The organism is Bacillus sp. CGMCC 1.60114, assembly GCF_042676365.1.
Lineage (GTDB): Bacteria > Bacillota > Bacilli > Bacillales > Bacillaceae_G > Bacillus_A > Bacillus_A rhizoplanae_A.
The window spans coordinates 328,564-351,145 of record NZ_JBHTHG010000084.1; the positions used below are offsets into that span (position 1 = coordinate 328,564).

The 22,582-nt window shown below is 37.6% G+C and carries 15 protein-coding genes and 1 pseudogene; 6 read left to right on the forward strand and 10 right to left on the reverse strand.

Features of this window, described 5'->3' with window-relative positions:
* Positions 1 to 25: 25 nt before the first annotated feature.
* The 4 genes from ACFQZ1_RS13425 to ACFQZ1_RS13440 form a co-directional block, all read right to left on the reverse strand.
* On the reverse strand, positions 26 to 2,647 hold the full coding sequence (locus ACFQZ1_RS13425; protein WP_377882707.1) for a DUF2309 domain-containing protein: 2,622 nt from the start codon (positions 2,645 to 2,647) through the stop codon (positions 26 to 28).
* Positions 2,595 to 4,178: an NADH dehydrogenase subunit 5 gene (locus tag ACFQZ1_RS13430; RefSeq protein ID WP_377882678.1), complete on the reverse strand. Its 1,584-nt coding sequence runs from the start codon at positions 4,176 to 4,178 to the stop codon at positions 2,595 to 2,597. The genes ACFQZ1_RS13425 and ACFQZ1_RS13430 overlap by 53 nt, the downstream gene beginning before the upstream one ends.
* A 252-nt stretch (positions 4,179 to 4,430) precedes the next feature.
* The gene (locus ACFQZ1_RS13435) at positions 4,431 to 4,793 is read right to left on the reverse strand and encodes a Na-translocating system protein MpsC family protein (protein ID WP_377882679.1); all 363 of its coding nucleotides are present in this window, start codon (positions 4,791 to 4,793) and stop codon (positions 4,431 to 4,433) included.
* Positions 4,794 to 5,039: 246 nt separating this feature from the next.
* Positions 5,040 to 5,270 (reverse strand): hypothetical protein, encoded by a 231-nt coding sequence (locus ACFQZ1_RS13440; RefSeq protein WP_377882680.1) that lies wholly within the window; start codon positions 5,268 to 5,270, stop codon positions 5,040 to 5,042.
* Positions 5,271 to 5,486: 216 nt separating this feature from the next.
* Between ACFQZ1_RS13440 and ACFQZ1_RS13445 the strand changes: the two are divergent.
* A pseudogene (locus ACFQZ1_RS13445) lies at positions 5,487 to 6,751 on the forward strand (Y-family DNA polymerase).
* Entirely contained in the window at positions 6,748 to 7,095 is a 348-nt protein-coding gene (locus ACFQZ1_RS13450; protein ID WP_377882681.1) for a YolD-like family protein, read from the forward strand. The pseudogene ACFQZ1_RS13445 and the gene ACFQZ1_RS13450 overlap by 4 nt, the downstream one beginning before the upstream one ends.
* Before the next feature lie 352 nt (positions 7,096 to 7,447).
* Here ACFQZ1_RS13450 and ACFQZ1_RS13455 read toward each other — a convergent pair whose 3' ends face one another.
* From ACFQZ1_RS13455 to ACFQZ1_RS13465, 3 genes are all read right to left on the reverse strand, one after another.
* Entirely contained in the window at positions 7,448 to 9,952 is a 2,505-nt protein-coding gene (locus tag ACFQZ1_RS13455; RefSeq protein ID WP_377882682.1) for a DUF2357 domain-containing protein, read from the reverse strand.
* Positions 9,927 to 12,470 carry an MrcB family domain-containing protein gene (locus ACFQZ1_RS13460; protein WP_377882683.1) on the reverse strand — a complete coding sequence of 848 codons (2,544 nt, stop codon included), beginning with the start codon at positions 12,468 to 12,470 and terminating at the stop codon, positions 9,927 to 9,929. The genes ACFQZ1_RS13455 and ACFQZ1_RS13460 overlap by 26 nt, the downstream gene beginning before the upstream one ends.
* Positions 12,471 to 12,695: 225 nt before the next feature.
* Complete coding sequence (locus ACFQZ1_RS13465) at positions 12,696 to 14,543, reverse strand: PDDEXK-like family protein (RefSeq protein ID WP_377882684.1); 1,848 nt, start codon at positions 14,541 to 14,543, stop codon at positions 12,696 to 12,698.
* A 402-nt stretch (positions 14,544 to 14,945) separates the two neighbouring features.
* On the opposite strand from ACFQZ1_RS13465, the gene ACFQZ1_RS13470 reads away from it, so the two are divergent.
* The 3 genes from ACFQZ1_RS13470 to ACFQZ1_RS13480 all read left to right on the forward strand — a co-directional run bounded on the left by ACFQZ1_RS13470 (position 14,946) and on the right by ACFQZ1_RS13480 (position 17,054).
* The gene (locus ACFQZ1_RS13470; RefSeq protein ID WP_377882686.1) at positions 14,946 to 15,383 is read left to right on the forward strand and encodes an ester cyclase; all 438 of its coding nucleotides are present in this window, start codon (positions 14,946 to 14,948) and stop codon (positions 15,381 to 15,383) included.
* Positions 15,384 to 15,637: 254 nt separating this feature from the next.
* Positions 15,638 to 16,003 carry a MerR family transcriptional regulator gene (locus tag ACFQZ1_RS13475; RefSeq protein WP_377882687.1) on the forward strand — a complete coding sequence of 122 codons (366 nt, stop codon included), beginning with the start codon at positions 15,638 to 15,640 and terminating at the stop codon, positions 16,001 to 16,003.
* Positions 16,004 to 16,121: 118 nt separating this feature from the next.
* Positions 16,122 to 17,054 carry an NAD(P)-dependent oxidoreductase gene (locus ACFQZ1_RS13480; RefSeq protein ID WP_377882688.1) on the forward strand — a complete coding sequence of 311 codons (933 nt, stop codon included), beginning with the start codon at positions 16,122 to 16,124 and terminating at the stop codon, positions 17,052 to 17,054.
* 372 nt (positions 17,055 to 17,426) lie between these two features.
* Here the strand turns inward: ACFQZ1_RS13480 and ACFQZ1_RS13485 are convergent, their stop codons facing one another.
* Together ACFQZ1_RS13485 and ACFQZ1_RS13490 are read right to left on the reverse strand one after the other, a co-directional pair.
* On the reverse strand, positions 17,427 to 18,941 hold the full coding sequence (locus ACFQZ1_RS13485) for a class I adenylate-forming enzyme family protein (RefSeq protein ID WP_377882689.1): 1,515 nt from the start codon (positions 18,939 to 18,941) through the stop codon (positions 17,427 to 17,429).
* Positions 18,942 to 19,234: 293 nt separating this feature from the next.
* Positions 19,235 to 20,113, reverse strand: coding sequence for a LysR family transcriptional regulator (locus tag ACFQZ1_RS13490; RefSeq protein WP_377882691.1), 879 nt, complete (start codon positions 20,111 to 20,113; stop codon positions 19,235 to 19,237).
* A 196-nt stretch (positions 20,114 to 20,309) separates the two neighbouring features.
* Between ACFQZ1_RS13490 and ACFQZ1_RS13495 the strand changes: the two genes are divergently transcribed.
* Positions 20,310 to 21,518, forward strand: coding sequence for an MFS transporter (locus ACFQZ1_RS13495; RefSeq protein WP_377882693.1), 1,209 nt, complete (start codon positions 20,310 to 20,312; stop codon positions 21,516 to 21,518).
* A 281-nt stretch (positions 21,519 to 21,799) separates the two neighbouring features.
* Here ACFQZ1_RS13495 and tnpB read toward each other — a convergent pair.
* Positions 21,800 to 22,582 (reverse strand): IS200/IS605 family element RNA-guided endonuclease TnpB (tnpB, locus tag ACFQZ1_RS13500; RefSeq protein ID WP_377882694.1); only part of this gene is annotated, 783 nt, incomplete at its 5' end.

The following is a 22,582-nucleotide window of genomic DNA, read 5'->3' on the forward strand; positions in this document are numbered from 1 at the left end:
TAAGACATCTTCATAACATAGTTGTTTAAGACCAGTTCTCCCAATCTCCTTTTGGATCTATAGTCGCTAGGCGAATCCATCCGTTTTTAACTTTTTGATGGAATACAGGATCACGATTCAGCAATCGCTCCACATATTTCTGTGGTGCTTGGATCACCAACAACAAACGCAAAGGAGCATGATAGGCCTCATGATCAGACTTCATCACTGACTGCCAAGGAAGCCCGGCTAACAAATCGCTGACACTCCCCTGCATGACACCAAGACCTGCCGTAACTGTTTGGATAGCTTTATTCCCACTGCCGTAATAATGAGGTGCAACAGTAGATGCATAATACTGTAGATTAATCCATTGGCTAACTGTGCCCGGGCCTGCGATAATGTTGGAAAGTATGTCACCGTCTTCATCCTCTTGCCAATCGTAGTTGTGCAAAAAGGCTCTTCCCTCTAGATTGCACTCTTTTGTTAGATCACGACGGCCGATAATAAACGCAGCATTACGCGCCAGCCCCCATTCTGGACGGATCTCACTCCAATCCTCCGCAAAGCGTTGTATTTCATTCTTCGGATCTTTAAAATTCGAGCCTAAATTGGGTAATTGCGATACTCGCTCTACATTTACATCATATCTAACCTGTGGCAACGCATCCTGGATTTGCTGAAATGCTTCTTGAGCCGCCTCTGAAAGTTCAGGAACATACAACCAATGTAATTCATCAAGGGTAGTAATATGCTCAGCGGCCACAAAAACCGTCTCCTCTGGAATTGAAATCCCATCACTCTTGAGTGCCTCTCTTACCTTTGGAAGGTTACACAAAGTTGCTAGAACCCGTGCATTAAATCCACCCGATGCTCCTCCACAAGCACCACATTCTAATGCGGCAGCATACGGATTATTAGTACTACGGCTTCCATGTCCACAAATGACCACCAATGGAGCAAAATCATTTGTGAGCCCCATCATTTTCAGCGCTTGTCGTGCATAGTGTACTTTCTCTCCCTCTGAAAAACCAACCGATAACTCGGCTTCTGGGATTTGCACATGGTCAAGCGATAGATTTGTAGAAGGCTTCCGTAACCATGCTTCCTGGAATCGAGACAACATGCGGCCTGTACCGCTTGGAACAAAACTGCGCGTCAACATTTGAAGACTAAACCAAGGACCGCTTACTTCCGGTAATAATAAACTGGTAAGCAAGTTTTGCTTCATCGCTTTAAACGTATAACGAAGTGAATTCACTGCATGTTGGCGTTGTTGATATTGCTTGGATTCAAATTCAGATGCATACTCTTTTATTCTATGCTGCGGTTCAAGTATGACCGGCAAAGAAGGATGGGTATGTTCACTGCCAAGTTCACATGTTGCAATAGGAACTCCGAAAAAACCAGCCATTCCATACGTCTCAAATGGGCCGGCTTTTTCCAGTGCGCGGCGAAAAGGCTCCGAGCGTACATCAATACAGAATACAAATTGTGCTAAAGCTGGCTTCGCCTTTTTTGTTTCTGGTTTCTGTAACGAAATTTTCTCACTTAGTTGACTGGCGTATGTTTGTTCCCAAGCTTCCAGCCAAATCTTTCTGCGAACTATCTCATCAAAGCGATAGGTGAGTGTTACATATTCTTTTTGTTCCGTGTAAGACAGCTGCGACCAGTTATCAATTGCCATGTTGCCCCAGTGTACCCAAGCTGCGATGAGGGGAACCAAGGAAACTGCATGTTCAGGTTTTTGTTTAGGCATAGGCAGATAAGGTTTGAGTAAGACCCATTCCATAGAAATTCGAACAGCCAAATATTCCATGAGAAGCGAACTTTCTTGGACAGATTGTTGTGAGCGCCAAAGCATCATTCCCGCCCACCCTGGCAAAGCCAGCAAATGTGCTTCAAGATAGCTCTGTATCTGTGACTGAGGGATTTCAAGTGCCGATAATGCTTCTTTTAGTGCGATATTTGCCTCTTGCGGCCAATTTTTAAGTTCCTTACGCTGCGTACGCTTGAGCGCCGGATCATGCTCGACAAGTTTACGCCACACGCGATAGAAACCTTTCTCACGATTTGGCAGGGACCAGGCTGCCTGGGAATCATTCAAAAATAACTTACACCACTTAATTACATGATAATCGAGAGTGTCAGCTAACCTCCCTCCGCCTTGCTGCTCTATACACATACTTAACGGTTTTAACAAATGCTTCTCAGTAGTTTGGAGCTCCAGACCTCTTAGTTTTTGTGCTAATCTCTGCAACTTGGGCTCTGCTAATAGATTGGAAGGCAGCTCATCCAGCTTAAGTGCAGCCCGACAGAATTGTTCTGCTGCGTCACGCGGTAAGTCAAGACATTGTGAATCGAGCCAACGTTGGAGTCCCGTTTCAAGAAAATCCAAATCAATCTCGCCCCGCTTCTGCGCAGCTTGAATCAAGGAAGCATTAGGATATATATCCACGTCACGAATATCTTTCAGCCATCGTGCCACCTGTTCAAATGATTGCCCTTCGAGTCCCATCCAAGGATTACGTGCCGCAAATGTAGCAATAGGCCAAAGTGGTGCAATGACTTGGCTGGCAGACTTCACTACATCGTTTATATCGAGTTCACTGGAATCAAAATTCAAATTTTCTTCTAACGTTTTGGGTAGTGTTAACATTGCATTCATCATTCATTACCTCCTCGGGAAAGTATTGCGTAAGATACTTTGGATGACTTTCGGCCGAACCTAGTTGAGAATCACCTAGCCGCACAAGCCACAGATAGAGTACAGCAAAGGAAGTAGAAGAACGATCGCGAGCTAACCACGCCCCTACAGCACTGCCCAATAACAAAATGAACAGAACCAAAACAACTACCGGCATAGGCGGTTGTGCACTTTGATGAACTGTTGCATACAACAATCCCGATAAGACGTGGTGAATGATGCTAAACACCATTACTGCTACTCCTAACAGGGAAAATCCCGCAACACGCCCAATACTTCCTTGACTATAGGCAATCAGCCGTGTCCAAGCAAACGAAAGTGACCAGCCTAAGATAAGGGAACTAATGAGTTGATACCCTTCTTCAGGACTTGTCAGCCAAAAGCTTCCACCTACTAAAACGCCTAAAGCACCCCCTGTGATTTTCCATAACAATGATGATCGTTGGGACGCCTGAGACGTTATCTCATGGCGAGGTACTGCAGAGCCAGCCTGTAAGAAAAGGGCTGCTTTAAATAGGCCATGTAATATGAGATGAATGATAGCAGCTACATAAGCACCCAACGCACATTGAATGAGCATAAATCCCATCTGCGCAATCGTAGAGGCAACTAACTGACGTTTATAATCAACCTGAACCAAAATAATTCCAGTCCCCAGCAAGACTGAGATACTAGCCAGAACAAGCAAAACAATCTGAGCTAAATCACTATGAAAAAGAGGGGCAAAACGAGTCAGCATAATTCCGCCGACATTCACTAAACCCGCATGCATAACCGCAGAAACAGGAGTAGGAGCAACCACAGATTCTAACAACCAGCGTTGGAAAGGCCATTGTGCAGCCGGTATCACCATTGCCAATACCAGCAACAGATTGACTCCTGTCCGCTCCCACCCGGCAAATTGCTTCAAACCATCTTCAGATAGCGCAAGTGATAACTGCCAGTGTCCCGTGACTTGCACCAGCCAGATTATGGCGAATAATAAAACTAGCCAACTAAGCGCAAACAGGCGACCAGAAAATGTTGCAGCGTTTCTCGCCAATTGCCACCTTCTGTTTAACCCTATTAGCCGTGTCAACCCTAGCAGGGTAACCGCCCAGCAAACTAATAACAAACGAAGATCATCACTTAACCAAGTAACTGATGCAGCACTTGTAGTAAGCGTTAAAAGTGCAAAATATTTACGATAAGCTTGGTCACCAAGTAAGTAGCGAACGGAGTAACGCTGTACAATCAAACCTATCGTAAGAACAAACAGTGCCATCAACCAAGCCAGAGGATCGAGGCGCAAAGGACCTAAAATTCTATTCGTATTGTCGGTGAGAAGAGCTGCCAAGGCGATTAATGGAGGAACCGCAATGATACCCATATGAATACGAACTATATTCAATGGAACTCTTGGATGTAATAGTAACAATGCGCTCAACGCAGCAACAGCAAGCGACAGAAAAAACATTGTGGTCCATGACAAAAAATCCGGTAAAATTAACATCCCAAATCGCCCCATTGAAACAATTTGAACGCATCAGCTACAGATCCTAAAGTAATCATAAAAACAATAGAAGAGAATAAGTTTTGTAATAAGATGTCCTTCATTTTTTCTTCTCCCTTTCGTACTTTATATCCACACAATAAAAAAACCGACAAACGTCAGAATACAACGGACCGAACCGTAATTCTGAAATTTGTCGGTTTATCTTCAACTAACTTAAAGTTTTTTGAAGATCTCCCTTTATGTTTAGTTTTATAATTTTTTCTCTAAATCATTAAATAGTTTAAATATCATGACCCGTTCTCCTGTACGAGTACTTATATCCGTATAAAAGCTTTTTACTTCTTCCCCAGTTATATTTAGAATCATTTCTTTTAGACTATCTATACCTGACTCAACCAGATTAGATCGAAGCCTCTTTACAGATAACTGTCCTTCCTTTGTTTCACAAACAGAATATTCGGCTGGTGTTAAAATCCCTTGTAAGACAACAACAATCATATCACGTAAAATATCTGTTTTAACGGATATTGGACCACGTCCAAGGAAGTCTTTTTCCCATTGAGTTATTGATTTACTTATTTCTGCTTCGATATATCCCTGTGACTTATTCATGATTACCTCCTAATAAAAATCGGTATATTCCCCATACTAATTCCTTAGTTGAGAAATATACCGATTTATGTTCTTCCCTCTTTCTTATTTTCACATGACGCTTTTTCATATTAGTCAATACAAAACATATTAACCATATGCTAAAGTGCATATTAATAAAAAAGTTAAAAACAACATCTACCGATTATTAAACTATATTATAATGTATACATAATAATATAAAATTTGTCAAGAGGAGCTTAATAACTATGAATCTGGGACTCTGGCACAACACAATTTATAAGAAGTGAGCATTTTCTCGACACTAACGATTAAGAATCTACGCTTTACCCCATCGATAAAATATACCGAAATGTAATCAATCGCTTTATTAATTTCGAAATAATATGTATTATGACCACGCTTCACTTCTGCAATATGCAATATTAACTCCTGTCCTTCTGATACGGATACTTTGCACTTCGCCAACTGCTTCATTTTCTTCTCTCCTTTACTGTAATTCGTCCCTCTATTACATGTAAAATTTTAGCACTTTAAAGTTAACGAAATGTAAATAGAGTATAAATTTCCTATTAATGATGGTTAAATTTACCTTTTGCATATTTCCATGTGGAACATTAATGAAATACCCCTTCTAAAAGAACGCAAGTTCGTATACAATAAGAACGAACGTTCTTATTAGGAGTGATTGCTTTGTATGACTATTCTCTTTTACCAAAACGGAACATCTTATGTGTAGATTTACGAAGTTTTTACGCTAGCGTTTCCTGCATCAAAATGGGGCTCGATCCATTGCGTACAAAACTAGCTGTTGTTGGCGATGTGAATAGGCAAGGGTCGATTGTGTTAGCTGCCACTCCTCCTTTAAAAGCATTAGGGGTTAAAAAGATGAGCCGATTATATGAAATTCCAAAGCATCACGACATACTCATAGTAAATCCTGCTATGGAAATATATATTAGATGTTCAAATTACATCACAAAGTTAGCGCTACAATACGTCGCTTTTGAGGATTTTCATCAATATAGCATTGACGAATTCTTTATGGACGTAACAGCAAGTTTACATCTGTTCGCACGAAATCCATACGAATTTGCTTTGAAGTTCAAAAGAGAGGTATATCATAAGACACGTATTGATAGCACAATTGGAATTGGTCCTAATCTACTAATGAGTAAAGTTGCTCTTGATGTGGAGGCGAAAAAGAACGCTGACGGAATCGCATATTGGAGTTATGAAGATGTGCCGGAAAAACTATGGCCAATCCATCCACTCAGCAAATTTTGGGGAATATCGAGTAAAACAGAAGCAAAGTTAAATCGAAAAGGTATCCATACAATCGGTGATCTGGCTCATTATCCTATCAAGTACCTAAAGGAATCATTCGGTATCATTGGAGAAGAACTTCATTTACATAGTAATGGTATTGATTTTAGTCTCATTTCTGAAAAGTATATCCCGAATGAGACTTCAATCGGTAAAAGTCAAATACTCATGCGAGATTATAAAATAGATAAAATTCAGCCAGTTCTCTTAGAACATACCGAAGAAGTTTGTTATAGATTGAGGCAAAAAAGAAAATTAGCAAGGACTATACAATTTTCTATTAGCTATAGCAAAGACTATCCAGGCGGATTCAAAAAATCTTGTACATTAGAACGACCTACAAATTTAACTTTAGATATACACCGTGTTTGTTTCATGTTTTAAAACAACTCCATACAGGGGAACCGATTCGTACAATAAGCATTGCACTTACTAATTTAGTGAACGAGGGTGAAGAACAAATTAGCCTTTTTGATGACATACGAATGAGAGAAAGAGAAATTATACTAGCCAGAACGATGGATGAAATACGAACACGGTTCGGTAAGAATAGCATTTTACGAGGCGTATCTTATACTTCTGCAGCAACAGGAAGATACAGAAATACGCTTATTGGAGGACATAAAGCATGAACAATACAGGAGTACCGAAAATGAAAGGTCGCGGGATGGTAAAATGGCAGCCGTTTGCGTCAATGCCGGAGCAATTCGCAGGTATAAAACAAATCGTTGAAGAACAAACGAAAATACCACGCCCTATTATTACACAAGATGCGAAAGAAGAAATCGAAAGAGTACTACTTGAATCAATGAAATTACAAAAAACAATTCTGATTTCTTATTACCAAAACGGACAGATTCTACATGAGACAGTCTTTACAAAAGTGATTGCACGCCAAACAAGAATGGTATTTTTTCAAGATTTGTTTGGGTTTACATTGCGGTTGAGGTTTGATGATATTGTCGGTGTTGATTAGGATCTATTAACGGCTAGCTTAGGTGTATATACGTATCGTTTGAGGTATTATCTAGAATTAGTTCTACTACTATATATATAAATGTCGAAGGCTTCTTTAAAATAATGAGACCTATAAAAACAAAATATATTTTTTATAGGTCTCATTTACTTATATTATGCTTCAACTTAATTAAGTAAATACCCTTTAGGGATTATTTACCAATTTAAACAACCCTTCTCCTAGTGTCGTTGATACCCTTTGAACATATTAAAATACCTGTTTGTTAATGATATACTATACTGCATAATGATAGAGAACTACGTAATTTTCTTAGAGAGAACATCAAGACAAAAATTCTATACATCTACTACTATAAATGTAAAAAACTTTTAAAATCTTCCACTCTCCCTAACTCCTCCAAAACCACCTTAAACAACTCCGAAGAATTCCTCACAACCAAATCCAAAGGCACTTCTCTAAATGCCCCTTCTTTTCCAATCATCACATTCCCCAGTTCATAATCAACCTTGATGTGAACATCTTGAATATGATAACTCTTGATGGCAGATGCCTGATCCAAATATGAATGATCCAGTTCAATTCTAACTTTCTTCGTAAACCTTCGAAGCGTGCGCCAAAGAAGACGTTCTTCGTTTGACTTCATAAACAACTCTGGAAGTTCTTGCACTTCTTTTAATACTGAAATGTTTGTTAGTATGTATACCTGTATTCCATATCCTACTGGACGAATGAGATGATTCAGTTTTTTCCATGGTGATAGTTCGAAATAAACATAATCATTTGTTTTGTTGCTAGGTAGTTCATGAATTTGGTTTCGCTTTTTTATTTGGATATTTTTAATTTTTGCAACATACTGAATGCCACCGTTTTCTCCGTGCCACTTTTTCGGTGCATATAACGCTACATATTTTGCTTCTTGCCAGCCTTGTTTTAATTGTGAAACAGGAATATGATAGAAGCCTTTTTTCATATGTGCCTCATAATATTCTTTGCTTTTCACAACGCCGACGAGGACCTTTTCATCTAAAGAAGATTTCCATTCTTCCCTTGTTCCTCTTGGGAGAATTCCTTCTCTTATAATCTCTTCAGGGCTTTTTTCAATCAAATGATCAAGAAATTGCTCTACTAATCTTGTTGCATTCGGCAAGAATGGAAATCCACCAATATTTACTTTTTCAATGCTTTTGTAAAAAGGATGGTGTTCATATTCTTCCTCTTGATTCCATGGAAATAATACGTAAGCACCGTAAGCTGTTCGCTCAAATGGGCCTCCTTGGTCTACGACTAATGCATCTCGGTAGCGGTGCATCGTATTAATATCTTCTTCCATCGGACCAGGAGTTTCGTACTGTCTTTTATAATGCGAACCATCCTTTGCAAAATCGATTCGATATTTCGCGTCAAAAATGTATTGATATTGATAGTTTTTTCCCTTCTTTTCAATCGCAAGCATTGTATCCGGTTTTTGGGTAACTGTTGGTAATGCTTTACTTCTTTTTTGAAAATAAAGCTCAATTTTTTCATCTGTCTCAGGATGAATAAACGTTCGTTTTGCAGTAGCGCTTTCGTCAAGCGTTACATATAGTCCATCCTGCCGTACTTTAATAATATCTTGCTGCACCGTTGCATATTTTTTAGATAAAATTTGACTAAGCTTTAAATATGTCCAATATTCATATAGCCTTGCAACATCTTTTACAGACATTTTGAAAATCTGTCCTCTTAACGTCAGTCCCCTCGATAGCATTAAAAAAATTTGATATGCATCCCGGTAACCAGGTGCCATTTGAATGACAAGAGAAAAGACGGAACGATCCATTTTCCCGATCTCACTCCAAAACGGATCATTCAATTCATTTTTCAATCGGGATTTCATCTTTCTTACGTTTTGAAGGAGATCTTCATCAACTAACAACCGCTTGAATGTAGAACCTGATTCCAAGGTTTTATATAAATCATCCACTTTATGTAACACTCTCTGCATCATCCACTTGACAAAACGATTTTCTAGCGTATCGTATGACACTTCTTTACGAGCTGTAATTCCTTTAGATGGAATCATATTTGTTCCTTGAAACAAATAAGGTCGTTTTCGTAAGTAAATCATTCCGACAGAATCAAGGCGACGAATTTTTTCTCCTTGCACGAGCTGATGCTGAGTGACAAGCGCATGATGCGGCTGCCTTTTAATATGAGAAATGGCCTTCATAAATCTACTAAAAGAGTCATTTAAAATGCGATAAAACTCACTCTTAGAAGGATTAGAAGCTTGAATTGTTGATGCTCCTAAATATGTTCTTTTCAGTAAATGAAACGCCAAGTTATAAATTTCATCATTCACTTCTTCTAAAAGCGCTCGGTAATCTTCTTTGTAATCCAGCTTAGATGGAAAAACTTCTAATGTAACTGTTAATAAAGATTCTTTGTCATCTCGAATTTCAAAGGTTGTATATCCTACTTCGTTTGGAAATGGGAGGTTCCCCATTAATATCTTCAATGGGCCCATTTTAGTAGAGCTAATTGCCTTCCGAAGTGATGGATGCTCATGATAAAAGGATAGCTCTTTATTATGTTTCGGAATAACAACTAACTGATAACTTCTATTCTCAAAGAATATAGGAGGATGCTCTGTCCAATCTACTAGCTCTTTTGCTCGAACATCGTACACAAAAATAGAATCAGCCTCTCCAGATACATGAAAATGCATCATTTCATTAGAAGCAATCCCTTGATATTCTTTTAAACTCTCATATTTTTCATGATACGGATTTCCTTTGATGGTTAGTGATAAATCTGTCGTCTCAATCTTAATGAGCTCTATGTCATCATTAGATCCAGAAAGAGGTGAAACCATCGTATTCTAACCTCCTTAACATATGAGACAGCTTTTTCGCAGAACGCACATACTTGGCATTTGAAACATCTTCACCGTCATATTCTCGGTTCGAACATAGTTCATATAATTTCTTTAATGCCTCTTCTGTCCGTCCATCACTCCCTGTAATACGTGGTAAGATCTTTTGATACATTTGATAGTCTAACGCCTCATCAAACGATAGTAATTCACTTTTCTCATTGTAGGACATGTAAAAACAAATCTCGTCACGTATCCGGTACCCAACTTGCGCTCCAATTGGTTCAAGAATTTCATTGATTTCAATTAAAATATGAGATACTTTCTTCACGAGATCTTTATTGAGCTGAAAGCATTCTTTTAAATGAAGAAACTTTGCTGTTAACGAACTGTTGGAAACATACTTTTCCTGCACTTCTTCTGCATCCATTAAAAACTCAAAGGAATCTAATTTCACTTGATTAAATTCAATCGTATTTGCACGATCCAGTACCTTTTTACTTAACAGATGTGTTGTTTCGTCCATATTGACAGTTCCAATGACATACACGTTTGCTGGAATGGTAATTCGTTTCCCAACAATTGATTCTGGAAGAACAGCCGATGTAACAATCTCTCCTTCTTCCCATTTTCGACTTTCAATCACACTTAGAAAATCACTGAAATAGTACTCTACACGTGCTAGATTCATCTCATCAAGCACGACAAAATAAGGCTTGTCCGGATTCTCTGTTGCTTTTTCAAGCACTTGAATTAGCGGTCTTTCCTGAAATTCACCTTGAATATTCACATAACCAAGTAAATCAGAACTATCGCTCCAATCAGGGCGCACAGGAATAAGTGTGAACTGTCCATTTTCCTCAGTTGCCCCTAAGCTTTCCGCAAACCACTGAACAATTTTTGTTTTCCCTGTACCTGAAATACCAGACAAAATAACAAAAGGCTTCGTTTTTAAAGAAAACACAAAGTTAATAATATCTTGTTTATCGTAATAGAAACCTTTGCTTTTCATATAAGAAGACACATGATCAACAATTTCCTTCTCATTCAAATCCATTTCTTTTTTCTCATAAACCATTGCAGGTTCAGTCCCCTTCTCCCTAAAAGCAATGTATTCCTCATAATAACGAATCATTTCGTTTAAATCTTGTACTAATTCTGCTTCACTTGGCATTTGGTCAACATCATATCCAATATACGCCGCCGTTGAGTTTGCATAGCCTTTCGCTTTTGGACTTGTACCAAGGAAAATATCATCATCTTTTTTTATTTTTTTAGACATATGTATGTGTTGACGGATCTCAGACTTAATCTTTTCCATTTCCTCTTTAGAAGTTTCAGTTACTCCTTGCGCCATCGTTAAATATAGTCGCTTCATATCTTCACTAAATAAATAAACGATATAATACCCTCTCTGGGTCGATGTCGTAATATCCTTATTCATAATAGCGAGCCATGGAACGGCTGCCCAATTTCCTTGTCCAACTGAACCTGTGACAATGTATTGGCTATAATCTATAAAAGGTAAGCGAGTAATCTCCGTTGTCATTTCATTTCTAACCAAAGAACCTAATTTATGACCTGCAAAACCTTCTCTTTTTGCCTCTAAGTACTCATTCATAACAGTTAAAAATTTTTTACGTAAACTACTATTCATATTATCTTCCTTTTCGCGATTCTCTTTTACATATTGTTCAACAGGAATCCACTCATCATTAATTAATCCTACTTTTTCAAACCACATTAGCAAGTTATGCGTTCGTTCCTTTGCAACTGATTCAACCATTAAGTTATCCCCGCGTGAGTTTCGGACAATTGTCATTCCTAAATCCACTAGCGCTTCCTTTTTCTGAGGTTTCGAATACCCCCTTAAAAGATCGAGTATAAATAAGGCAGTTTGAAAATATTCATGTTTCAAAATCAAGCTTCGAATGAAAGAATCTTTAGCATTTGATTGGATATATTCATTTAAAAGAGTTGTATTAATCTCATGAGCTTCATTTAGAAACCCTAGTAATCTTAAATCTTGGCGCCCTCTAGATTTAACTCTATATAAATCCCCATCTATTTGTTGACTCAAATTTTGTGGATCATATGTACCATTCATTATTTCTTCTAAAAACGTCAGCACTTTATCATATTGCTCACACGGTAAATCATCCGTTTGAAATTCCTTGAAAGTAATAGCTGTTGAGTTATTAAGCGTTGTTACTTTCACAAAAGGAAGTTGTGAAAAGAAAGAAAGCAAAAAAGCACCCTGCTCACTTGTTTGTGTAAAGTTGTCAGCAGTTGCTGTGCGAACATTTATAAACTCTTGCCAAGTTTGCTGAAGAAATTCAAAAGTTATGAGAAAATACGGCTGTGATTCTTCTCCGCTTTCGTACTTTTCACGTGAGGATTCTGTTTCAACATATAATCCTTTATCGTCTATCTTTGTGATCCAATTTGGTTTATTGGTAGTTATCTCGTTAACTTGTGTTATTTTTCTAGGAAATTCAATGGGTAGTTTCTCTAACATGTGCTTCCTCCGTAACGGTAATTAATTGCAAGTACTTCAAACATTCCTTTTTCGTTAATAGCGTAGACTTAAGCCTCTTTATATCATCCTATTTATATACAAGTATATAACTCCAAATGTAACTATTAAACAAAGAAAGCACTATATTTTAAAAATATAGCGCCTATAAACATATCCATTATTCTGTTTGTTATATACTTTAATCCTCACTATACCCTAAATACCTTACTCGTCTGCTATATTTATCAACAAGCTTATAACACCTTGGCATGCTTCTTCATCAAATAACGCATTCATACTATCTAATACTTCCTTCGTATCCGACCAATCGCTAATGTTACTTGTACTCGTATAAATTTTTGTATAAGCAGCATCTGGATTTTTAGCTCGCGCACTGATTTTCATTCCTTTGTTTTCAAGTTTTGTGAGTAACGCGATTCTTTTATAAGATTCCAGTGGACCTACTTCTATGATAAATTTCAATCTACCGTCTTTTAAGCGTTCAAACCACATAATTAGGCAATTATTTAACCACCAATTCCATTGTGGTACTCCGAATTTTTCTTCAAGTAATCGGAACTCTGGCATAATAAATGATGGCAGTCTGTGATGTATGTTGTAGCATTCTTCTTGCAGATTATGTTGTGTAATAAACATTTGAAATGCAGTAGCTAAAGTACCCTTATCGACTTGATTACTTTGTATGTGATCAGAATGAAAAGTTTCGTTTTCCTCAGTATCTTCCTCATATACGATACTTGTTATTGCCTCAGCTATTGATGAAATGACTTCATTAAAACCATTGCTATTATACATTTTGTTCATTTTACGAAGAATTTCATCTTTATCTGTCCAATTGTGAATCTCTTCATTTGCAGTATAAATTTTAGTATACATAGATCCAGGTTCTTTCGATCTTCCTTTTATAGATATTCCATTCTCTTCTAATTGGTTCAATAGGTGTAATCTTTTTTCATATTCTAATGGACCTACTTCAATAATTAATTTCATTCGGTCTTCTGCTTTTCTCTCAAACCATATAATAAGAGCATTATTTAACCACCAGTCTCCTTTTGGTGTTCCTAGAACATCATCAAGCTGTCTCCATTCAAGGAAAATAAAAGAAGGGACACGAATATGTTCACGATAACAAGTGTCTGGAATCTTATTTTGATGAACAAATTGCAAGAATGCTTCTCTCATTACACTATTTCCTATTTCATATACAAAATTAATTGTTTCTGCATGAGCCGCGTATATTTTCCGGAAAGACTCACGCTCCTCTGGATTCAACTGATCAATGATATTTAATGTTGCACTATGCGCAGATTTTCCTAATGTCTTTCCTGCATTACCCACAAATAGAAAATCCACTGCATCTTTATGCTTTTTGTACACATTCATTGCCAGTTCAACATCTTCTTCATCTCGAACAAGTTCACCTTCTAATACATCCAAGTAGTAATAAAGAAAGTCTTGAATCGAATTAGAAATGTAGGTACTGCTAATTTCCAAATATGCTTTTAATATGTTTAATATATCTCCATAATCTAAAATAAAATAATCTGAATGACTTGGAGCAATCCCATCCAGACTTAAAAATATTGGAACAATCGTATAGCCTTCGTATGTATCATGAACAAATGTTAAATAGTTCTGTAATTGTCCATCTGTTTCTGACGACTTATATTTATTTTCAATCAAGATTACAATCTTCTGAGACTCTGATACAGCTAAAATATCAATGCGTTTATTATCCGTTGTTTGCACTTCACGAAGAACTTCCAAATCATGTAGAGCCCGTTTATGTAACTTAATAAAATCATATTTACCAATTAAACTTTCATTCTCTGCTTTTACAAATACTTTAGAGAGTAGCTTACTTATAAAAAAAGCCCCCAAATTATGATTGCCATTTGGATCAAGCAGCCAAGAAATTATATTCGAGTGACGAATTTCAAATTTATCTACTCTTAATATTTTAAAAGGATTAAAACGATTCAACTTACTATGCAGCTTCTCAAATTCAAATGAATGATCTAAAAGTGATAAAACTTCAAAATTATAGTCCATGTTTGGCACCACCAGTATGTATTGTTAACAAATAAGGGAATGTATCTACCCTCATTTTATCTCAATTCCGCCAAAACATTAATAAAGCACACCAAATTCCTCACTAGCACACGAATGACAAACACGTTCTTCAAAACGATGCTCAGGAGGAACTGTTCTCAATATCACTAGCAAATGAATACCAACCACATAAAAAACCCCGAATCAGGAACTTTTTCAAAATGTCCATAATTCGGGATTCAATTCAGAAAATGCAGGATCTTTCTTTTCCTATTGCACTAACGAAGGCAGTATAGCGGACTAAATAATAGGATAATTATTTACTTGTATTAAAAGATAGTATTCCTGAATAAACCTATGAAGGGACATTAACTTATCAATTTTAAAAAGGTGGTTTAAAAGATGGATATTTCAGAGCTTGTGAGCAATAAAAAGGTAGTAGAGAATTTCTTCAAGGTTATTAATCTTCGCCAACCTGAGAAATTAGTAGAGTTTATGGCTAAAGACGTAATTGATCATAATAAAATTATCTATGGTGAGGACGATAAGCCTGGTGCAGCCTTTGATGGTATAAGGCAGCAGTTGGCAGCCTTTAATCCCTTACATTTTCATATTGAGGAACTTATCGCTGAAAACTCCCGCGTAGTTGCACGAATCACTCAAAGTGGTGTCCATAATGGGAGCCATCCTCGAATGCCAATACCGACAAATGGTGAGTTTGAGAACGAGGCAATTTGCATATTTACTGTAACCAATCAGAAAATTAGTGAGATTCGGGCAGTCAGTGATCGTTTAGGATTATTCCTACAACTTGGTTGGGATTGGCCTGAAACCGACTAAACTCAAAAAATTGTTAAGCTAAAGAGTACTTGAATTGAACATGAAACACCGTTCAGTTAACCTAGACGGTGTTTTTAATAGTTGTTTTATATCCCTTTATTGTTGTAATGCCTTATTGAATAAAAGCAACATAGACTACTTTTGCGAAAAACGTATTTTTTCAGTTTGCTTCAAGTTCATTTGGGTGAAATGATAATGGAAACCCAGCGTTATATAATCAAGTTATCATGAACATTTAAGGAGGCTTGTTAGGAGTGAAAATAAGCGAACTATCACGATTAACCAATGTTAGCGTACGATCCATCCGGCATTATGAAAATAAAGGACTCCTAAACGCCGCTAGGCTGGAGAACGATTACCGGGATTTCGACGAATCGGCCATAGAACGAGTCAAAGCGATTCAGTTATACTTGAAGCTTGGATTAACAGCAGATGAGATTGGAGCATTGTTCAAGAGCGAAGCGGCAGATCCTGACGAATATGAATATTGCGAGGAGATGCTTGAAACGTATGAAAAGAAGCTAAGCAATGTGAATTCTCAAATCGAAGCACTTCATGGATTGAAGAGATTACTAGAGAGGCAAATCGCTTTAACGATTAGGAAAAAGAAAACCATCTAACGCAGACGCGGCCCCCGAGCATGATGAATCGCTCCGGGGCCATTTTTATTTGTGTTGACATTGACACTAGTGTAATCCTTTATGATTTACTTAATTTCATCTGAAAGGAGTTTTTCCATTGAAAAGTAATAGCCAAAATGAGAAAAATGGTACTGGAACTACAAATGAGGTTGGGAACCGGAAATCGGTGACGGTCATAGGGTTAGGTCCAATGGGTCAGGCGATGGCGGGCGTTTTTCTGGAGCACGGGTACTCGGTGACCGTGTGGAATCGGACTTCAAGCAAAGCAGACCAGCTTGTAGCAAGAGGAGCCGTCAGAGCGTCCACGATCAATGAGGCGTTAGCCGCTAACGCGCTGGTAATCCTTAGCCTTACAGACTACGATGTGATGTACTCCATTCTCGAACCGGATTCGGAGAACTTATCCGGCAAGGTGCTCGTCAACTTGAGTTCGGATACCCCGGAGAAAGTCCGCGAGGCGGCTAAATGGCTGGACGACCGTGGAGCCCAGCATATCACCGGAGGGGTGCAGGTTCCGCCTTCAGGCATCGGCAAGTCGGAGTCTTACACATATTATAGTGGTGCACGGGTGGTCTTCGAGGCTCACAAGGAGACCCTCGAAGTGTTAACAAGTACCGATTACCGGGGCGAGGATCCCGGGCTAGCCATGCTATACTACCAGATACAGATGGATATATTCTGGACAGCAATGCTTAGTTACCTTCACGCTCTTGCGGTCGCCAACGCGAACGGCATTACGGCAAAGCAATTCCTGCCATACGCTTCGGCGACGATGTCGTCACTGCCGAAGTTCGTAGAATTCTATACTCCGCGTCTCGACGAGGGTGAGCACCCCGGTGACGTGGACCGACTTGCCATGGGCTTGGCGAGCGTCGAGCACATTGTTCATACCACCCAAGAAGCTGGCATCGACATCTCCTTGCCAGCAACTGTTCTGGAAGTCTTCAGGCGCGGCATGAAGAATGGTCACGCCAGCGATAGCTTCACCAGCCTCATTGAAATCTTCAAAAAGTCCAATATTCGTCCATAAAAAATAGGCCATTCCTTTTGGGATGGCCTTAAACTTGCCATTACATACAGCACGAAGAACCGTATTAGGGGTACTGACACATCGTCATCAGGCTAAGAGTGTGAAGGATCCCCAAAACGATAAAAGAGCTTCTTTGGTACAAGAAAGTTAAAATTTTGCTCGTTTTTATTGTTTTGGGGTATTTCTAAATTCTTAAGTTGATGGCAATGATGGGAACTCTGTCACTGGGCCTATATACTTTCAACACCTCTAATTATTAAGTGAATGTTCTTTATCACCTTATACAAAATCTAGTAAATAAATGAAATAAGTAAAAAGTCCAGTTATGTATGAAATATAACTGGACTTTTTCAATTAAAATAGGTAACCCCTTTAATCATTTTTTACTAGGACAGCACTCCTCAACTCTCTTTTTAATACCTTTCCTAAAGCATTTTTTGGTAATTCTTCAACGAATATTACTTCTGGTATTTTATAGCTCGCTAATTTTAGCTTACAGTGCTGCATAATATTTTCTTCTGATAATGATGTGTGGATGTCTTTCACGATATAAGCTCTTGGAATTTCTCCCCAAAAATCATCTGGAATTCCAACTACTGCAACTTCTAACACACCACTTATTTCATGAATTACTTCTTCAACTTGATCTGGATATACATTATCGCCGCCATGTACAATCACATCTTTGTATCTTCCCATTATATATAAGAATCCGTCTTCATCTAGCATCCCCGCATCACCCATGTTGAACCAATTATTCTTTACTACTTTTCTTGTTGCCTGTTCATTATTCCAATAACCTTTAAACATATATGGACTTTTTACAGTAATCTCTCCAACTTCATTCGCAGGTAATTCTTCTCCTGTCTCTGGATGAATAATCTTTACCTCTACATGTTTAATCGGTTTTCCTACAGAAGAAATTTTTTCTTTCCCCATATCTGGTCTCCATGAACTTACGACCCAACCTTCTGTACTTCCATATGCTTGTACCATAAATATTCCTTTCTCCGCATACTTTTGTATCAGACTTTCAGGTACTTTTGTTCCACCACTTTGTGCTACTTTGAAAGAAGGAATATTACGTTCTTTTTTATTGAATTCATCCAGCATATAACTGTACACAGCTGGAAACGCAAGCATAGTTGTAATCTTCTCTTTTTCAATCGTATCCCAAATGAGACTAGGATTTGAGTCAGATAAAAAAATCATCGTAATACCGTGATAAATACAATTTAATATAGAAAGAACACCACTCATATGAAAAAGTGGATGTACAGAAAGAAAACGTCCGCCTGCCGGAATCTTCCTTTGGCCTGCAATTTCCGTAAAATAAGAATGTAAATTTCTATGGCCAATGACACATGCTTTCGCATTTCCGGTTGTTCCAGAAGTAAATAAGAAAATCGCATCGTCATCTTCATGAACTTCTACCATTGGTTCTGTTTTCGGCTGGTCTTGTAATCGTAATTCAAATAAATCTGATACTTCCATTCTTTCTCCAGTTTCTAATACATGTTGAATTTCTTTTACTGCTTCAATTTCAGATACAACTTCGTTAAATTCGGCATCATGAAATAATGCCTTTAGCTTCGCTTCTTTTACAATCGTTTCTAATTCATAAACAGTAAGTTGATGATTAAAAGGTATGAGTACGGCACCGATTTTTAAGCTTGCCATCATAATCGTTGGAAACGGATGATTATTTTTACATAAAACACCGATACGATCTCCTTTTTGCACACCGTTGTTTAACAAGTAATGCGCAAGCTGATTTACTCGTTCGTTATATTCTTTAAATGAATATCTTTCTCCTCCACCAACAAGTGCTTCAATACTTGGTGATTGTATTGCTCGTGTTTGTAATAATTGTTGCATTGTACGCAAGAAAAACACCCCTTTTTATTTTCAGGATTTTATTTTACTATATTAATTATTAATTTACTAAAGATTAAATTTGGTGAATGTAATTCAATTAAAAAAATATCCCTTTACCTAGTAAGTATTGGGATATTCTCACGTTATAACATATAAGATTTTTTCGTTTTGGAACGAACATGATGTGATGATATAGCCGGTTAAAATGTGTCTAAACGTACCATTTTTAAGCCTATATGTAATCCTTCATCTAGTTTCTTTACAATCTGTTGCTCTCTACTGATGAGAGATATGAGGGTTAGCTAAAATAATTCGATGAATTTACGTGCTGCTTTGGAAAGATATCGTTGTTTAAGCCAAACTAATGCTATCTCTGATTGAAGAGAGGAATCTAAGATATCCAATACTCTAACTTCAATATTACGAAATACAGATACTGAAGATTTAGGAAGTATACTTGCTCCAATTCCAGCTTCAACTAAAGAAAGAAGTATATTCATATCTGGGCATTCGCACAAGATATTTGGTTGGAATTCGAATCGTTCACATTCTTCTACAATTCTTTCATACAGCCCTTCTCCCTTCGTTCTGTGGACTAGCAATAAAGGGATATCTTCAATCTCTTTCATTTGAATAGCTTCTTTTGAATGGAAATGTTCCCAATCTTTTGGTACCACAAAAACAAATGATTCCGTTTCCAAAGGGATCATAGAAAGACCTTCTATTTCTAAAGGAAGACGAACAATAGCAAGTTCGATATTGCGGTTTTCCAACTGTTTACTCAATTCAACTGGATCTCCTCCCCGCAGTTTAAATGAAATCATTGGATAGTTTTCATGGAAATATTGAATTCTTTTAGGTAGATAAGAAACACATGAGGCAACTATACCAATGGATAGAGAACCTCTGATTCCTTCACCCGCTTCTTTTACTTCTAATATCGATTCCTCAAATAAATTTAAAATATTCTGGGCTTTTTTATATAGAATTTTACCTGCCTCAGTGAGTTCCATAGTCTTACCATTTCTTTTTCGTTCTAATAGTACGGTACCAACCTCCTCTTCCATAAGTCGAAGTTGCTGGCTTAATGGGGGTTGTGCCATGTGAAGTTTTTTGGCAGCACGAGAAATTTGCCCTTCTTCAGCAATAATAAGAAAGTAGCGTAATTGTCTTATATCCATCGTTTCCCTCCATAATATATATGATTTTGATATATATAAGTAATATTATAGATATTTTTCATATAAATGTACAAATGATAATATAGGTAAGCAAATAAAATAGAATGAAAATAACTCAAGCATAGCTCTTAATGCTTATCCGATGAAAGAGACCAAACGTAGGAACTTACTATTAATTATATGGGAGGTAGAAATATTGGATAAACCCAAATTATGGACAAGGGATTTTACCAGTATTGCCATTACTAATTTTCTTGTATTTACAACATTTTATTATTTGTTGGTTACACTGCCGATATATGCTTTACAAAAATTGCATGGTGCCGAATCAGAAGCAGGACTTATTACTACAGTTTTTTTAATTGCATCCATCCTAACGCGCCCACTTGCAGGTAAATGGATTGAAAAGTCAGGAAAGTATATCGTTTTTATAAGTTCCCTCCTTGTTCTTTCCACAGCTTCAATTTTCTATTTTATTCCACAATCTATTGTCGGTTTGCTAATTCTTCGCTTTTTTCATGGAATTGGCTTTGGAATGGCAACAACAGCCATTGGAGCAATTGTTGCCGATCTCATCCCGGACTCTCGCAAAGGAGAAGGAATGGGGTACTATGGGCTAACGCTAAATCTTGGCATGGCTATTGGTCCCTTTTTAGGTTTGACTGTTATGCATCAAGCAGGGACAAATGTAATGTTTATCATAAATGCATTATGTTCTCTCTTTGCACTCGTTGCAGGATTATTCGTTAAATTACCTAAGAAAACTATTATGTCAGAACAAACAATTGAACGAAAAACAGGTATGAAAACTGGAGGATATTTAGAGAATTCCGCCATTCCTGTATCGCTGGTTTCAGCTTTCTTTGCATTGATTTATTCGGGAATTATTTCTTTCGTATCCATATTTGCTAAAGAGCATAATTTGGTGGAAGCCTCTAGTTATTTCTTTGTTGTGTACGCAGTGGTCCTTTTAATTTCTCGGCCTTTTACTGGAAAATGGTTTGATGCATTCGGGGCAAATATTATAATTTATCCCGCTATTTTATGCTTTGCAGTCGGTACGTTCTTATTGAGTGTATCGAATACGTCCTTGTTATTTCTTTCATCAGCAGCTCTTATTGGATTGGGTTGGGGAACCACGTTTCCTAGTCTTCAAACCATCGCCATTCAAGTAGCACCGCCTAAGAAAAGGGCTTTGGCTACGGCTACATTCTTTTCTATATTTGATTTTGGGTTCGGCATTGGATCATCTATCTTTGGTATTGCAGCATCTAAAATGGATCATGGCTCAATATATTTTTATTGTTCATTCCTTATATTAATCGGAATTGGAGTTTACTATTTATTGCATGGTAGAATATCTTCACGTTCTATTGTGGAAAAGATAGAGAAAAAGATTTCTTAAGGTATTTTTTTATGGAATATAGTGGATTGTTAATGAAAGAATTTAGGGCGATAAGACGCTGACATAGAAAGAACCGGAATTCCTTGTGAAATGGAATCCGGTTTTTTCATTTCTTTCTGTTTTGTGACGTAACCCCATCGCCATCAACCTAAGAAATTCATTGTTCCCCAAAACGAAAAAGTATCCCACATTATATGTGTTGAACTACCCGCCACTTAACGTCCTTGCGGACTGTGTGAAGTGGGGGATTCCTACGAACATCAAAGTATCCTTTGATTATCTTAGTAGGCTAACCCCGTAGTTCCTACGGTTAGAAGTCTTACGGCTTCGTTTTTAAGGTTTTGTCCTGCGTTAATATCTCTGTCATGATGCGTGCCACAAGAAGGGCAATCCCATTCACGAAGATTTAGATTCTTAACGTCTTTGTTTTGGTAACCACAACAAGAACAAAGCTGACTGGAAGCGAATGTTTTTGACACAGCAATGACTTGTTTGCCATACCATTTGGCTTTGTATTCGAGCATGGTTCTAAATTGTGACCAAGATACTTCACTTATTGCTTTCGCTAATTTATGATTTTTTAGCATACTTGCCACTTGCAAATCTTCAATACCAATGATGTCGTGGTTTTTGACAATTTCGGTAGAGATTTTTTGCAAGTAGTCTGTTCTTGCGTTGGTGATTCGTTCGTGAATGCGAGCGACTTTGACACGCTGTTTATTCCAATTTGAAGAGCCTTTTACACGTTGGGAAAGAATCCGCTGTGTATCAGCCAACTTCTTTTCCAATGTACGAAACCACTTAGGATTTCCAAATACTTCACCAGTCGAAAGGATAGCAAAGTCTTTTAATCCAACATCAACACCAACAGACGAACCTGTTTTTTCTAATAGTTGCACTTCTGTTTCAACAAGAATTGAAACAAAGTATTTCCCGCTTGGATTACGTCTAACGGTAGCGTTTAAAATACGCCCTTCTACTTCTCTTGATTTTGCAAAACGAACAAAGCCAAGTTTCGGTAATTTCATTTTATTTCCTGCAATCGCAATATTTCCGTTTGTTTG